The 16,546-nt window shown below is 36.6% G+C and carries 12 protein-coding genes; 7 read left to right on the top strand and 5 right to left on the bottom strand.

The window, feature by feature from the left end; genetic code table 11:
- Positions 1-40: 40 nt before the first annotated feature.
- From LC087_RS17555 to LC087_RS17545, 3 genes are all read right to left on the bottom strand, one after another.
- Complete coding sequence (locus tag LC087_RS17555) at positions 41-1,624, bottom strand: beta-propeller fold lactonase family protein (protein WP_226540985.1); 1,584 nt, start codon at positions 1,622-1,624, stop codon at positions 41-43.
- A 502-nt stretch (positions 1,625-2,126) separates the two neighbouring features.
- Entirely contained in the window at positions 2,127-2,516 is a 390-nt protein-coding gene (locus LC087_RS17550; protein WP_226540983.1) for a hypothetical protein, read from the bottom strand.
- Positions 2,517-2,551: 35 nt separating this feature from the next.
- Positions 2,552-2,953 (bottom strand): hypothetical protein, encoded by a 402-nt coding sequence (locus LC087_RS17545; RefSeq protein WP_306019746.1) that lies wholly within the window; start codon positions 2,951-2,953, stop codon positions 2,552-2,554.
- A 367-nt stretch (positions 2,954-3,320) separates the two neighbouring features.
- On the opposite strand from LC087_RS17545, the gene LC087_RS17540 reads away from it, so the two are divergent.
- Positions 3,321-4,889: a beta-propeller fold lactonase family protein gene (locus LC087_RS17540; protein WP_226540981.1), complete on the top strand. Its 1,569-nt coding sequence runs from the start codon at positions 3,321-3,323 to the stop codon at positions 4,887-4,889.
- Between the two features lie 611 nt (positions 4,890-5,500).
- On the opposite strand, the gene LC087_RS17535 is transcribed toward LC087_RS17540, so the two are convergent.
- Both LC087_RS17535 and LC087_RS17530 read right to left on the bottom strand, forming a co-directional pair.
- On the bottom strand, positions 5,501-5,935 hold the full coding sequence (locus LC087_RS17535; RefSeq protein ID WP_226540980.1) for a hypothetical protein: 435 nt from the start codon (positions 5,933-5,935) through the stop codon (positions 5,501-5,503).
- A gap of 78 nt (positions 5,936-6,013) precedes the next feature.
- Entirely contained in the window at positions 6,014-7,609 is a 1,596-nt protein-coding gene (locus tag LC087_RS17530) for a YncE family protein (protein WP_226540979.1), read from the bottom strand.
- Between the two features lie 277 nt (positions 7,610-7,886).
- Between LC087_RS17530 and LC087_RS17525 the strand changes: the two genes are divergently transcribed.
- The 6 genes from LC087_RS17525 (at position 7,887) to LC087_RS17500 (ending at position 16,542) form a co-directional block, all read left to right on the top strand.
- The gene (locus LC087_RS17525; RefSeq protein WP_226540978.1) at positions 7,887-9,329 is read left to right on the top strand and encodes a Vps62-related protein; all 1,443 of its coding nucleotides are present in this window, start codon (positions 7,887-7,889) and stop codon (positions 9,327-9,329) included.
- A 595-nt stretch (positions 9,330-9,924) separates the two neighbouring features.
- A complete protein-coding gene (locus tag LC087_RS17520) occupies positions 9,925-10,410 on the top strand; it encodes a hypothetical protein (protein WP_306019745.1) in 486 nt (161 codons plus the stop codon).
- A gap of 37 nt (positions 10,411-10,447) precedes the next feature.
- Positions 10,448-11,518 carry a beta-propeller fold lactonase family protein gene (locus LC087_RS17515; protein ID WP_306019744.1) on the top strand — a complete coding sequence of 357 codons (1,071 nt, stop codon included), beginning with the start codon at positions 10,448-10,450 and terminating at the stop codon, positions 11,516-11,518.
- Positions 11,519-11,911: 393 nt separating this feature from the next.
- Positions 11,912-13,480, top strand: coding sequence for a YncE family protein (locus LC087_RS17510; RefSeq protein WP_226540976.1), 1,569 nt, complete (start codon positions 11,912-11,914; stop codon positions 13,478-13,480).
- A gap of 802 nt (positions 13,481-14,282) precedes the next feature.
- Positions 14,283-15,701 (top strand): lytic polysaccharide monooxygenase, encoded by a 1,419-nt coding sequence (locus LC087_RS17505; RefSeq protein ID WP_306019743.1) that lies wholly within the window; start codon positions 14,283-14,285, stop codon positions 15,699-15,701.
- 202 nt (positions 15,702-15,903) lie between these two features.
- Entirely contained in the window at positions 15,904-16,542 is a 639-nt protein-coding gene (locus LC087_RS17500) for a polyphosphate kinase 2 family protein (protein WP_306019742.1), read from the top strand.
- Positions 16,543-16,546: the final 4 nt, after the last annotated feature.

Below are 16,546 nucleotides of genomic sequence, written 5' to 3'. Positions count from 1 at the left end.
TCTAGTCACCTATTATTCGTTAATTTTGTTTATTCATAAATTATAGAAACGTGACACCTATTGGGTTATCCCCTACTGAAATCGTTGTCGTTACCATATTTGTATCAGCATCAATGACATAAACAAAGCTATTGACAACATAAATATTATTTAAGTCTTCACTGAAGGTTATATCACCTAAAGTATCACTAATAAAAATGGTTGCCGTAACTACATCTAAGTTTCCGTCTATAACAGAAACATTGTCGGATAATAAATTTGTAACATAGACGATATTGCTATCTTCATTCAGTGCCACTCCGGTAGGAGAGATACCTGCTGAAATGGTAGCAATCACAACAAATGAAGCACCGTCAATAACGGCAACAGGACCACTCTCAAACAAACCATCTGTACCTACATATATTTTATTTGTCGATTCATTAACTGCTATACCTAGAGGAGTACCTCCTACCGTGACAGTTGCTGTAATTACGAAACCAATGTCTCCATCAATAACGGAAACGATACCTATAGTAGATGTAACGTAGATTAGGTTTCTTTGTTGATCAACCGCAATACCATTTGGCTCAGCAGGTTCGATAACGTTATCGCTAACGGTAACCGTATCAATAATGAGATTAGATGTTCCGTCAACAACAGTTACAGTGTTGCCTATAACATTAGTACCAGTATTAGCTAAATAAATTAAGTTTTCACTTTCATTAACAGCGATCCCAAAGATAAACACACCATCTCCAGCCGTTATTGTGTTAATAATGAGATTTGTTGTCGCATCAATAACAGATAGGAAGAAATCATTATTAGCTACATAGACTAAACCTGTTTCGGTATTTGCGGCAATTCCAGTAGGATTTGTGATTCCTGTAATCGTATCAATCACCATATTCGTAGATGCATCTATAACAGAAACATCATTAGATTCAGAATTTGTAACATATAATAAAAGGCATAACACTTCCGTTATCCCAACCGACTGCACGTTTTGTCCATCCACGGTTGCACTCGCGGTAATGGAAGTTTCCGTCGTAGGCTTTGAAGGTGTCACGACAACAGTCGTCACATAATCTCCATTCATATCCGTAGTGGATGGATTTGGCATGAACGAAACACCCGACGTATTAGACATAAAGCTAACATCAACACCCGCTTGTGGTACACCGTTTAACGATACGTCACCCGATATTGGTCTTTTACACTTGATGAAGTCGGGTAAAAATAAATTTAATTGCGGAGTCACCGGATAATCGATATCCTGTAAGACCTCCGGGCTTGATACCATTAAACGAATGAATTGAACAAACTCACTTGATCCGTTAAATGCGGTCACTGTTGGATGAACGGCCGAGGTGGTGATTATATCGCTTCGATTTTCTAAATTGACCTCCACCTCGATTAAAAACGAAGATAAAGCAGCTACACTATACAATTCACTTTCGGTTCTGCTTGCATCGACCATGAATGAATCTGAGTCAATAAGTGACTCAGGCGATGAACTTTCATCCAAAAATCGTACGGATACACTCGCACTGTTTGACGGGTCTGTATTGCGGACACGAACTTCAACATTACCTAAGTCTAAATTAGTGTTATCAATAGGACCTGTTGTAAATATAATAGACATTTTACTCACATCCTTTTCACATTTCCTTTTATGGTATGTGAGTGAATAAAAAATGATTGGACTAGTGCGGATTTAACTAAAATAAGGCGATTTTTAAGTTTTTTGTGACTAGGATGGTTTTTTACTACAACTCAATTTATGGGAATTTTTATATAAAGCATGTTCAAAAATTGGTTTTATTTAAAAGTAAATTAGACAAAATCCTTCAAATGATCTGAGGTGAATAATGCTATTCGAATTAAGAGAGCTGATAAGCTTGAGGAAAAAAACGAAAACCAAGTTCCGCCGCTATCTAGAGAAAAGGGAGATTACGCAGCAGGATCTCCAAAGGCCAGTTGAATGACAATTTCTCGATTATGAAATGATAAGGATTACGTAAAGAAAGACGTACAGGACTTTTTCGGTTAAACTTTAGTTAAATATCACCTATATTAGTAACAGATGATTTCTTCAGATTGAAAGCCCCGCTGTCGCATTTCTTAATGCAAGAAGTGGGGATTTTTCATTCTGGAGTTTTAATGCCTTCAATTAAAACTATTCGTTCTGCGACGACAGTCTTCGTTTCTTGTTCAAACAATTGATACGTGATAAATCCAGAAAACGGAATTTCAATCCTAAATGTCCCAGCTACTGTTTCGTTTAAAAAAACATCGGGAAGTACTGCAACACCTGCACTGTTAAACTCAAGTCTTCGAGGGTTTTCATCAACATTAAACATAATGACAAAGTTTTCTGGAGTAGTAGGGTCAGATAAAACAAACCTTGCTGAATAGTTTTCAACGAGGTCAACAGCGTCTACATTTGCTACCACCTGTAGATTTGCCGGGGTAGTTGTAGTTGGAAGTACTAAAGCCGGTAAATTCCATTTTATTTGGTGAACAGTGGTGGCCATGTGTCATCCTCCTCTCTAGTCATTTTTTGTCGTAATTAAGCTGGCTGTACGGCAACCCATAAATCCTCACACGCAAGTATGTTATTTCCATTCGCCTCCAGTAATTCAACGGTTAAGCCTACATCCCGTCCTGCTAGTTCCGAACCTAGAGTTACTAACGTTGTTATCGATTCATTTGGTTTGACGACGCCTAAATCAGTTCTATAAAATCCATCTTCTAATTCAACCGGCACTGGTTCCCCATCAATGATAGCTGTAATAGTAACGAAACGAGCTGTTGCAGGGTCGGAAAAAATAAATTGTGCTTGTAAATCTTGTTCCAAGTCTACCGCTGGCGGGTTTAGGACTGTTTGTAAAGCGACGGAAATTCGGGTTTCCGGTCGAACAATAGCATCAAGTCCGTATTTAATTTGATGTTGGGGAAATCCATGCCCCATAATTTTCACCTCCATTTTAGTATTCAATTCATCATATGTAATAAGAGTAATAATGCTTGGACTTTTATCATGGTGAATAAACACATATGGTTATAGCGTGTTGCTGACATCCATTTAACGCAATTGACTTTTAACTAGGGGATGGATTCGTTAAGTGCACGAGAGCACACAAACCCCCCCCTAGTTCTCCACGCTAGAAGGCCTATTAATTCCAGAAATTTTACAGAACATCGAGTAACCACACGAATAGTATATTTTTATTTCGAAGATGTGTACCTAATTTTCTCAAAAAATCCGCACTCGTCCATACCGGTTCGTATTCCTTTACATAACCTGTAAGTACATTCAAAAAGGAGGAGAGTAAAAGATGTCTATTTTATATACGACGGGACCAATCGATAACACGAATCTTTTTTTAAGTAATATCGAAATCCGTGTGCGAAATACGGATCCGTCAAACAGTGCGAGTGTATCCGTAAGACTTTTAGACGAAAGTAGTTCACCGGAAGCACTTATTCACTCGAATTCATTTACAGTCGATGCAAGCAGAACCGAGAGTGAATTGTATAGTGTAGCTGCTTTATCTTCGTTTTTAATTGAGGTAGAGATCGATTTAGCCAATCGAAGCGAGGTGATCACAGCGACTGCCATTCAACCAACAGTGACGGTATTTAACGGATCGAGCGAGTTTAATCAATTCATTCGTTTAATGGTATCTAGACCAGAGCTTTTGCAAGATATAGACTATCCGATCACTCCGCAATTGAATATATTTTTACCAGATATAATTAATTGTGAAGGACAAATATCTGGGGATGTCTCGTTTAACGGTGTACCACAAGCGGGTGTTGATGTTAGTTTTACGTCCACTACCTCGGGTGTTTCGTTCGTGCCAAATCCGGCCACAACCGATATGAGCGGGAATTATGTGACAAGTGTAGCCGTGCCAAATCCTACGACAGAAATCGCAATTACTGGAAGTGCTACCGTGGATGGACAAAACGTGCAGTCGGTTGGGATAACGGAAGTGGTATGCTTCTTATTATATGTTACGAATTTTGAATCTAATGATGTTTCTGTTATAGATGCAATTACAAATATGGTCGTTAATACAATTACAGGAATAAATACTCCTACTGGAGTTGCTACTAATTCAGTAACGAACTTAGTATACGTAGCTAGTGATGTTTTTTTCATGTTATCTGTCATTGATGCTTCAACCAATCTCATTACCAATACAATCCCAGCTGGAATAAATGTGGAACAATTTGGAGTTGCTGTTAACGAAAACGAAAATTTAATTTATTTAGCGAATAATGGTGGTGCCGCAAACACCGTAACCATTGTTGATGGGACATCTAATGTAATTATTGATACGGTTACCGTCCCTTCCGCTGCAAAAGGTGTTGCGGTTGATCAACAAAGAAATCTAACTTACGTTACATCCGAATTTTCAGGAATCGTATCTGTTATTGATGGTGACAATGGTTTCGTTATCACAGCAACTGTCACGGTGGGGGGATCTCCTAGAGACTTAGCAGTCAATGAATCGACAAATAAAATTTATGTGACAGGTACAGGTGGACCATCTAATAATTTGGTTTCCGTTATTAGCGGAGGTTCATTTGTCGTAACTGCTACAATTTCAGTAGGTAATTCACCCGTAGGAATTGCTTTAAATGAAGAAAATAACCTCATCTATGTTACTAATCAAGGGCCCAATTATGTCGCAGTTATCGATGGAAACCTAGATGTAGTAACTGCGACAATAAGTGTTGGGGAGTTCCCAACAGCAATAACCCTCATTGAAGACTCAAATGTCATATATGTTATCAATCAATTTGACAACAATGTCTCAGTGATCGACGGTGATACAAATATAGTGACATCAACGATTACGGTTGGAGGTAGCCCAAGAGATATCACATTTCTTTAGGAATTACCTTATAATCACCCGTTAAGTGCACAAGAGCACAAAAAACCCCCTAGTTCTCCACGCTAGAAGGTTTATTAATTACAGAAATTTTACAGAACATCGAGTAAGCGCACGAATAGTATATTTTTATTTCGAAGATGTGTACCTAATTTTCCAAAAAATCCGCACTCGTCCATACCTGTTCGTATTCCTATACAACACATTTAAGTACATTAAAAAGAAGGAATGACGACTTACAAAAAAAGATATAATCATTAATCCTACTATTTATGTAGTGGTACATATGAAATAGAGGAAACAAGGAAATGAAAATTACTTCGAAAAAAATGATAGGAGTGGGACGTTTTTAAGCTAAGTAAAATCTATAAGAGCATCTCCTGCCAATTATTGCAGAAAATGCTCTGACATTAACTCAAACATTATCAACTGCTCTATTGTTGATATATTTTAGTTGATTCTCACAAATAGTGACGACAAAGTACCTTCTTTTAAACTTCTAATGATTTATAAAAGATCAAAAAAAGCAGTTTGAAAAGTTTTACAAACGTTTACTCTTAGGAAATATAATGAAACCATTATTGAAGCTAGACAGGAAATGATTACAGCTGAGCTTAATGAAAATCATCTAAAACTAATCTTCTAATCGATTCGTTTGTAAAAACAGCATCAATTCTTGGTGCTCTAACTATAACCGAAACAAGAATGCCACTTGTTTTCAAATAGGCTGGGAAGAGTTGCTCGTAAAGGTATTGGGAAATTGTTTCAGCTGTTGGAATAAAATCAACAGGAAAAGGTGGCTTTGTTAAGCTATCGGGAGGGGTTTCTCCTTTTCTAATAAATGTTTTATCAGCAATTTCATCTCCAATAAACTCGTTAAAAAATTCTTCAGCTTCTCCACCAAAAATAATGATTCCTTCTTCAGATAGTGGGCCTACTGTACCAAAAACTAATTTATATTCCAAAATTGGAGTCTCACCAATAAATGGAACAAAATAACAAGATGATGAAGGAATTTGAATTTCTATTAGATTTTTACCGGTTGCCATATTTTCACCTCCCTTCAGTATATTACTATTAAGTCAACTCATAAATGGAACGGTATATACCTATGTTAGAGCCTATTTTTAACAAGATTCGCTTATGGCGATGACACCAGCATTACCAGCTGTCATAAAACCTGTTATCGTATCAATAATGTTATTCGTTATCGCATCAATAACAGATACAGTGTTCTCCTGGTAGTTAACTACAAATACTTGGTCCAATGTCTCACTAACAGCAATTCCAGCGGGGCTATTCCCAACTGACAAGGTTTTAATAATGATATCGTTTGTCACATCTACGATTGAAACGGTGTCGTCACCTCCATTAGATACATATAATTGGTCTGTATTCTCACTAACAGCAAGAGGAGAAGTTGCTCCTGTTCCAGGTGCCCCTACTGTGATAGTCATGACTATTTCATTAATAGCTCCATCAATAACCGCTATATTGTTAGAGAATTCTTTCGCATAAATTTTGTTTAGATTTTGACTAACAGCAATACCAAGATAATTACCTGCAGTACCAATCGTATCCGTAATATTGTTTGTATTTGCATCTATAAGGATAATAACATTGTCTGCAGCAACATAGACTGATTGAGTTATATCATTCACGGCTACACCAAATGGAACATTTCCCCCATTAGAAATAGTAATGGTATCTATTATTTGATTTAACTGTGGATCAATGACTTCAATAGCATTTACACCTGATGATTGACTAACATACACATTATTTAACAATTTATTCACATCAATTCCGAACCTTTGGCCAGAGGGAAAAGTAACGCTAGTATTTAATGTATTTGTAAGAAGATCAATGACAGAAATGCCTGTAGTAGACGAACCACTACTATATGGGACATACAATTGAGCCGTACTACGACTAACCCCTATATCCTGTACGCTAACCTCTTCGATTGAGACTGTGTCAATAATCATTCTGCTATTTCCGTCAACAACAGAAACTTCTCCTCCTCCTGTCACATATAAAAGGACACCACACTCTACCTCTGTTATCGATTGAGTTTGAATATTATTCCCGTTAAATTGCGTTGAAGCCGAAAAAAGCGAATTTTGAAGAAAAGTGGGTTTTGGTACTGTTACCGTCGTTACAAAATCCCCATTCATATCTGTTACAGATGGATTTGGTGTAAACGAAACACCTGTCACACTCGCTGATAGCATGACATCAATCCCTGGTTGAGGTACCCCACCAAGTGTTAAATCTCCTGAAATTGTTCCTCCACAGTCAATTTTATCTGGTAAAAATAAATTTAATTGAGGAGTAATGGGATATTCAATCTCTTGTAATATATTTGGATTCGATACCAGTGTACGAATAAACTGAATAAATTCAATTGAATTTCCAAATATAGTGATGGTAGGATGAGCTGCTGTAACGGTAATATCATCACTTCGATTTTCTAAAACAACTTCTATTTCAATCAAAAATGAGGTCAATGTGGCAGTAATTAATGATACGCTTTCAGTACTGCTTGAGTTCACTACAAATGCTGTTGAACTAACTAATGATTCAGTTGATGATCCTTCATCAAACAGTTTTGCTACTACTTGCATTTGATTGGAGGGATCCGTATTACGAATACGTATTTCTACCAATATAATATTATTGTTTTGATTATCAATAGGTGCTGTTGTAAACTGAACAGCCATAAATTAACATCTCCTTTTCTATTTATTTATATTATGTATAGAGAAGAAAAGGAGTGTGGACTAGTGCGGATTATCAAAAGTATTTTTTAGTACTAAAACCGTTTATTCAAACTTCATGTTTCTATTTTTCATAATATTAAAAATAATTATGAAAGTTAACTCAATATGATTTAATGTTTACTCATAAAATCCTCTAGATTGTTCAATAATGGTTAACCATAAAAAAAGTTAAGGATATAATGAAGCGATTCAAATTTGAGATTAAGGAGTTAATAAAATGAAAAAAACACTTTTAGTTTTGCTTAGTATTCTATTTCTATGTCTATATCATTTACCGGCTGTTTCGGTACAAGCAAAGAGCTTTTCTGCTGAATATACAGATAGTGAGAAGCTTGCTATTATGGAACAATACGCACCGTATATGTGGTTTGCTAAAGGGGAGCAGTATTATCCTTCTTCTGTCGATTGGGCGTTTAACCATATGGAACGCTATTTAGATTCAAGTAATCATTATTCTCTTAGAACCAAACAAAGCATAAACTGTGATTCATGTGTCATTCCTTTTTTTAATGGAGACTTAAATACAGCCAAAGTCTATGCTTATTGGACAGATGTGGATTATCAGGTTGCAGACATCTCTTACATGGTCTTTTATCCTTATAATCGAGGCAAGAATATTGATGCAATTGAGGATTTTCGATTCCTTCTTGATGTTTCTCGTTTTAGTTCACTACCTTTCCTTACTCAATTTGGACACCACGTTGGAGATTGGGAAAAAATAGTTGTACGTGTTATTGACGAAGAAATAGCCTATGCTCAGTATGATTACCATGCGTGGAGTAATATTTATGAAGCAGATGAATTAGAATATTATGAGGGGCATCCCGTTGTCTATTCTGCAAATGGTTCTCATGGATCTTGGAAAAATGCTGGAACCCATATTTATCATACGATTAAAGCTCCTTTAGACGATATTCCTGTTATTGACCTTTTTGACGACATACCTAATGAAGTAACAATAGCTACATTATCTGATAAAACAAGCAAAGGTCGTTCTTGGAAAACTTGGAACTCGCTTGTTGCTTTAGATAAAACGAATAAAAAAGTACTTTCTGGACTTGATGCATGGCCTTCATGGATGAGTTCTGATACTACAACAACCCTTGCTGGCTATGATTCATCAAGTCCTTATGGTGGGGGTATAAATAGGTGGGGAAATGAAGGAGGTAGCTCTGATTTATCTGTTTTAGTAAGTGGCCCTGGTGGACCAGATGACAACTCCGACTTGACTGGGCGGGATTTACAAGAATATCCCCTCCCCCCTCAAGTTTCTCTTAAAACGCCTATAGGTGGGTATTTACATGCAGTAAATGGACGAGATGTTTCAATTTCTCCAAATGAAGCTACGGTATCTTTACTAGGAAATAATCGTGGTTGCATTAAGAATGGAGAACAAGTGGCAATTAAGACAAGTGATGGTCATTATTTCTCTGGAAAGCAGTCAGGGGACCTAACCTCTAGTCCAACTTACCCTTTACATGAGGAAACATTCACTCTTATTAATCAAACAGATGCCAACGGGTGCCTTGAGGACGGAGACAAGGTTTCTCTAAAATCAGCTTACAATCTATATATTCTTGCTGCCCCTAGACCTGGTGTTCATGCTGGAGGTTCAGATATATCACAATGGACAACTTTTCAAGTAAACATAGTGAAATAATACTGTCTATATAATTCTATTCTACTCTGTCATTCTTATGGTTCAGATGACAATGGTAAACTAGGACAAGCCTTTGCGGGAGTTTTTTATACAAAACTCCCTTTTTTCATATAATCTTTTTGTTAAGCAGAACAAATAACCGTAGTGTAATAGGTTGTGAAGATTACCCCGTTTTTCTCTACATATCATTGAGAATTGTCAAAAAACCTCCTAACAGAAAAACACTAAATAATAAATACCAAGAATACAATATAACTAGCATTCTTAGTTATTATAGTTTCCTGCAGATACTTTTATTAACGTTCATGGAGATGCATTATCAAGAGCTTCTTGTATAGTTTGAAAGTCATCTGGTACATGAATAATTCTTTCGTTTTCCACAGTTTATTATATTAGAAAACACAATGAAAATTCTAGCACTCACGCTAAAGGGTCGTATCAATCTCTAAACTTTGCAGAACATTAAGTAACGCACTCATTTTATACTAATCTCTTGATCATTTACTAAATCCTATGAAAAATCCACACTCGTCCACACCAATTTGTCATCCCTTACATAACATATACATTAACTCGAAAAAGGAGGTCTATAAAAATGTCTATTCTATTTACGACGGGTCCAATTGATAACACAAAATTGGATCTAAGTAACATCGAAGTTCGTATTCGTAATACGGATCCGTCTAATAATGCGAGTGTAACTATACGTTTTTTCAACGAAAGTTTGTCTCCTGAATCCCTTATTGACTCAGACTCTTTTACCATTGGACCAAACAGTACGGAAAGTGAATTATATAGTGCTGCCTTATTAACATCATTTTTAGTAGAGGTGGAAGTCAGCTTAACAAAACGGAGTGATAAAACAACCGCTACTGCCGTTCAGCCAACAATAACAGTTCTTGATGATACGAACGAGCTTGTTCAATTCATTCGTTTACTCGTTTCAAATCCGAAAAATTTACAAAACATTGATTATCCAATGACACCACAACTTAATTTGTTTTTACCCAATACGATTAACTGCAAATCACAGATTAAAGGAGATGTATCAATAGAAGGGAGTTCCCCAAGCGGGTGTTGATGTTAGTTTAACGTCTAATACGTCGGGTGTTTCGTTCATGCCAAATCCATCCACTACGGATTTAAACGGGGACTTTGTCACGAGTGTGGGCGTGAAACAGCGAAAAATAGCAACAGAAACGGCCATTACCGCTAGTACAACCATAGATGCGAAAAGTGTAAAATCAGTTGGGGTAACGACAGTGGTTTGTAGTTCTGTATTATATGTAACAAATTCTATAACTAATAATGTATCCGTTATTGATACTAATACAAATATGGTGGTAGATACCATTACAGGATTCTCTAACCCAGATGGGATAGTCGTTAACTCCAAAACCAATTTAGTTTATGTATATAACTTTGTACTAGCCCAAGATGATGCTCTTTCCATTATCGATGCTACAACAAATGTCATTGTTAACACTGTAACAGATGGAAGAGGAGTGGGGCAATTCGGGATTGCTATTAATGAAAGTGAAAACTTACTTTATTTAGCTAGTAACGATGATATATCAAGTTATTTAATTATTCTTGATACGATTTCTAATCAAATCATAGGTACTACAACCGTCCCGCCCGATGCAACGGGGGTTGCGGTTGATATCCAAAGAAACCTAATCTACGTCACATCTGATACTTCAGGGATCGTTTCCGTTATTGATGGAGATATTGGTTTTGTGGTCACGGCAACTGTCAATGTGGGAGGTTCCCCTCAAGGTATCTCTGTTAATGAATTGGAAAATAAAATCTATGTAGCTACAGGTGGCCCCAATAACCTTGTATCTGTAATTAACGGCAATTCATATGTTGTCAATGCTACAATTACTGTTGGTGACAACCCAGTTGGAATTGCTTTCAATGAAGAAAACAATCAAATCTATGTGTCTAATATAGTGAGCAGTAATATTTCCGTTATTGATGGAGGCTTAGATATAGTTACTTTCACTATTACTGGTGGTGAGCAACCTACGGTGATAACTATCGATGAAGACTCAAACATTGTTTATGTGATCAATCAGGCTACAAACAATATTTCTGTAATCGATGGGAATTCGAATGAATTAATTACTACAATTACAGTAGGAATTCTTCCACAAGGAATCACATTGTTTACTCCTTTATGCTAGCCCATATTGGCATATGCGGGCTACGGGAACAACTCTAGGCTCTAGTTTTGGCATGAACCTTTTTTTCGACTTTGTAAAATAAGATATTTTGCTGGGGCCAGTAAAAAGGTGATGAGACTCAAGTAAATTTTCTCGTGTTGCTGATATCAACTCTAAGTGGATTAGTTCGGATTAAAATCCTAGTATAGTTTAACACATTAAAACCCTCTAGTTTCCTATGCTAGAGGGTTTTATCAATTCCAGATGGTTTACAGAATATCACATATCCGCACTAAATAGTTTACTATGATTTCAAAAATGTGTACCTAATTTTTCGTATAATCCGCTTTCGTCCATGCAAATCTTCTTTCTTAACATAACATATAGTAAATTAAAAAAGGATGTGAATAAAAGATGTCTATTTTATTTACGACGGGTCCAATTGATAACACGACTTTAGAAAACATCGAGGTTCGTATTCGTAATACAGATCCTTCTAATAATGCAAGTGTAACCGTAAGACTTTTAGACGAAAGCCTTTCACCAGAGACACTTATTGACTCGGATTCATTTATAGTCAATGCAAGCAGAACCGAGAGTGAATTGTATAGTTTAGCTGCTTTATCTTCGTTTTTAATCGAGGTGGAGATTGATTTAGCCAATCGAAGCGATGTGATTACCGCCACTGCCGTTCATCCAACAGTGACCGCATTTAACGGATCAAGTGAGTTTGTTCAATTCATTCGTTTAATGGTATCAAGCCCGGAGGTCTTACAGGATATCGATTATCCGGTGACTCCGCAATTGAATTTATTTTTACCCGACTTCATAAATTGTAAAAAACCAATATCGGGTGACGTATCGTTAAACAGTGTACCACAAGCGGGTGTTGATGTTAGTTTTACGTCCAATACATCGGGTGTTTCGTTCATGCCAAATCCATCCACTACGGGTATAAATGGAGATTTTGTGACGACTGTTGTCGTGACACCTTCAAAGCCTACGACGGAAACTTCAATTACCGCGAGTGCAACCGTGGATGGACAAAACGTGCAGTCGGTTGGGATAACGGAAGTGTTATGCCTCTTATTATATGTTACGAATACTGATTCTAATGATGTTTCTGTGATCGATACAGCTACAAATATGGTGGTTGATACGATTACGGGAGTCACTAACCCTACTGGAATTGCTGCTAACTCTGTCACAGGTTTAGTATACGTAGCTAATAATGATATGTTTCTTTCTGTTATTGATGCTACAACGAATATCATAATTAACACAATAACAGCAGGAATTGATGTAAATATTTTTGGAGTGGCTGTTAATGAAAATGAAAACTTAATTTATTTAGCTAATAATGGTCCTACTACTGGTTTAGGAAACACTGTAACTATTGTTGATGGAACATCTAATGTAATTATTAATACGGTTACCGTAGCTCCTGGTGCAAGTGCTATTGATGTTGATCAACAAAGAAACCTAATCTACGTTGTATCACAATTTTCACAAATAGTCTCCGTTATTGATGGTGACATTGGCTTTGTGATCACAGCGACTGTCCCTTTAGGGGGAAGTCCTTCAGATTTAACAGTCAACGAATTGACAAACCTAATTTATCTAGTATCAAATGTAGCTGATAACCTTGCAGCCGTAATTGATGGTACTTCATTTGTCGTGACTTCCACCATTACAGTGGGGGTATTCCCCATTGGTATTGCTCTAAATGAAAATACTAACCTGATTTACGTGACTAATACCTTAGGCGATACTGTCTCCGTTATTGATGGAAACTTAAATATAGTAACTGCTACCATTATTGGTTTAAATGGTCCAACGAGTATAACCGTTAGCGAAGACTTAAATACTATTTATGCTATTAATCTTTTCACCAACAGTGTTGCTGTAATTGACGGTAATACAAATATGGTGACCGGAACAATAGCAGTTGGAGATAGTCCTGGAAATATAACTTCTATTTAAGTGGTGTTTTTTGGTTCTTCACCATTTAGAATGATCAATTAGTATTTAAAAAAGCGGACAGGGAGCGAAAAAAACTCGGGGCATTCCTCTCCTCCCGAGCTGTTTCTTTGATAAAACATGAAATATATATGAAAGGTTGGAAATTTTCACCTTGCAGTATTAGTCCAATGGTGAAAAAAAGACTTGTCCCTAATAAATCCCTTTCTCCGAGATCAATTCTAAGGTAGTTACGTCCATACCTGTTAGGTACACAAAAAAAACAAAAAGCCCTCTAGTTTCCCACGCTAGAGGGTCGTATCAAGGCCAGAAGTTTTACAGAACATCGAGTATCCGCACTAATAGTATATTTTGATTTCAAAAATGTGTGCATAATCGTTTTTAAAAAACATGATCTACTCATTTTTCCTCATTTCTATATAATTCCTCTCATTACATTCTAACGAACCTTATGCCTTCAATTAGATATTAAAACTAATCTAACCAAGGAAAATTTAGGTTTAAAATCTTGCCCCATGAAGTGATCCAACGACAGACTCTATTCAAAGGTCTCTATATATCATTAAACCTTGTTCCAATTTTTCAACCCCCTTATTAATTAGGGACAGTTAAACAATATAATTCGAATCATTATATGATGCTTATCTAACCTAATCACTTACATTAAATTTGTTACATAGTCTACCGTTCTATTTCAAAGCTAATTCAATATACTTACGAATCGGTTATACACCTTGTTTAACTCCTGAAGCGCATGATAATTTGAAATAGATAGATATAATAAAATTTGAAAGGATGATAGAATTTGAGTTTGATAAAAACATCCCTTAAAGCTGTGGCACTTTTATCAGCGATTGGAATTGGTGCAACAATCAGTGCGGATCAAGCTGACGCACATGGCTATATTGAAGAACCTGCTAGTCGAGCTTACACTGGTAGTTTAATGAAAGAAGAGTTAGGCTATTATGAAGCTTTAGAAATATACGGATTTGTTATTAATTCACCTCATGCAGTGGAAGGTCCTAAAGGGTTTCCTGAAGACGGTCCACAAGATGGACAAATTGCTTCAGCTGAAGGTGGATTTGGTCAAATTGACTATGTAATGGATAACCAAACGGAAGATCGCTGGATTAAGCAAGATATGAACAGTGGGGTTAATACTTTCACATGGAATTATACGGCTCCACATGCAACGTCAAAATGGCATTATTACATTACAAAAGTCGATTGGAATCCAAATTCTCCATTAAAAAGTGAAGACTTTGAGTTAATTGGAACAGTTGAACATGATGGATCAGCAACAAACACCAACTTATCACATGATATAGAAGTACCAGATGATCGGAGTGGATACCATATCATTTTAGGAGTTTGGGATGTTGCCGATACTGATAATGCATTCTATCAAGTCATTGATGTTAATTTAAACAATGTACCTTCTAATAACGATCAAGCAACAGATGAAAATGATGCCGATACTTCAGATGACACAAATGATGCTTCTAATGATGAAACAAACAATAATGATTCTTCTGACGATGCTACAAATGAAGACTCAACTAATGACCAGGCTGTAACTGCACCAACTGGGTTACACGTAATGGAAGTAACAAATCAAACGATTGATTTAATGTGGACAGCTTCTGAAAATGCCAAGCACTATGAAATATATCGTGATGGTGAAAAAGTTGGTCAAACAACAGAGACAAGATTTATTGATGAAGAAGAATTAACAGCGAACACAGCCTATGAATATTATGTAAAAGCAGTAGATAGTTATAATAACGCGTCAGATAGTAGTAATGTCATCACAACAAAAACGGCTCAATCCGAGTCAAATGATGATAGTAGTGAAAATACTGATGAAAACTCAGAAAACGGTCATGACGATCATAACAACACAAACGATGATGCTTCAAATAACAATGAAGGCAACAATGAAAGTGCATCTGTTCAAGAATGGGATGCAACAAAAATTTACGTTGAAGGTGATCAGGTCGAGTACAATGGCGCTCTTTATGAAGCCTTATGGTGGACTCAAAACAAACAACCTGAAAAGCGTTACGGATGGAAATTAGTTAGTGACACTGCCCTAGAGTGGGACAAGGAGACCATTTATACAGGTGGAAGCACTGTTGAATACAATGGGAAAACCTATAAAGCAAAATGGTGGACTCAAGGAGATACACCAGGAAGCCATATGGTATGGGAAGAAGTAAAATAATGATGTTATCTATAGAAAAAACCTCTTGCTTATTGATTGAAGCAGGAGGTTTTTTCTGTGTATTTGTCAAACATTCTAAAAGAAGCATTTTTTCGTTCAACAAAAACTAGGAGGAACTTCATGGGACATTTAGAAAAAGTCGATTTATCTCAAACAATCTATTCAAAAAAAAGAATATAAAACTAGGCTTAAAGAATTACAAATGCAATTATTAGGGTTACAAAGAACATTAGTAGATAACCATAGAGGATGTATTTTTGTTTTTGAAGGATGGGATGCAGCAGGAAAGGGTGGGGTCATTAAACGAATGACAGCTGGACTTGATCCGAGAGGATTTGAAGTTCATGCAACAAAAGCACCAACAAATGAAGAGCAACAATACCCTTATTTACATCGTTTTTGGAGCCGAATTCCAAAGTACGGTAAGATCGGTATTTTTGATCGATCCTGGTATGGTAGAGTTTTAGTGGAGCGGGTAGAAGGATTTGCTTCTAATGAACAGTGGTTGAAAGCTTATAACGAAATCAATTATTTCGAAAAATTCCTCCACCAACAAGGATATATCATCATCAAATTTTGGTTGCACATTAGCAAAGAAGAACAACTTAGGCGGTTTCAAGAAAGACAAGATAATCCTTTAAAACGCTGGAAAATAACAGAGGAAGACTGGCGTAATCGGGAGAAGTGGGATGAATATGAAACGGCTGTAGAAGAGATGCTCGAGCGAACCTCAACCGATTATTCACCCTGGGTCGTCATCTCTGGAGAGTGTAAAAAAAGCGCTCGTCTGGAATGCATGAAAATTGCTGTTGAGGCCATAACGAATCTAAAAGATGATTGAGAAT

Origin of the sequence: Bacillus carboniphilus, from assembly GCF_020524035.2 — a bacterium.
Lineage (GTDB): Bacteria > Bacillota > Bacilli > Bacillales > JAIVKR01 > Bacillus_CC.
This window is presented reverse-complemented; position numbering and strand designations above follow the sequence as displayed.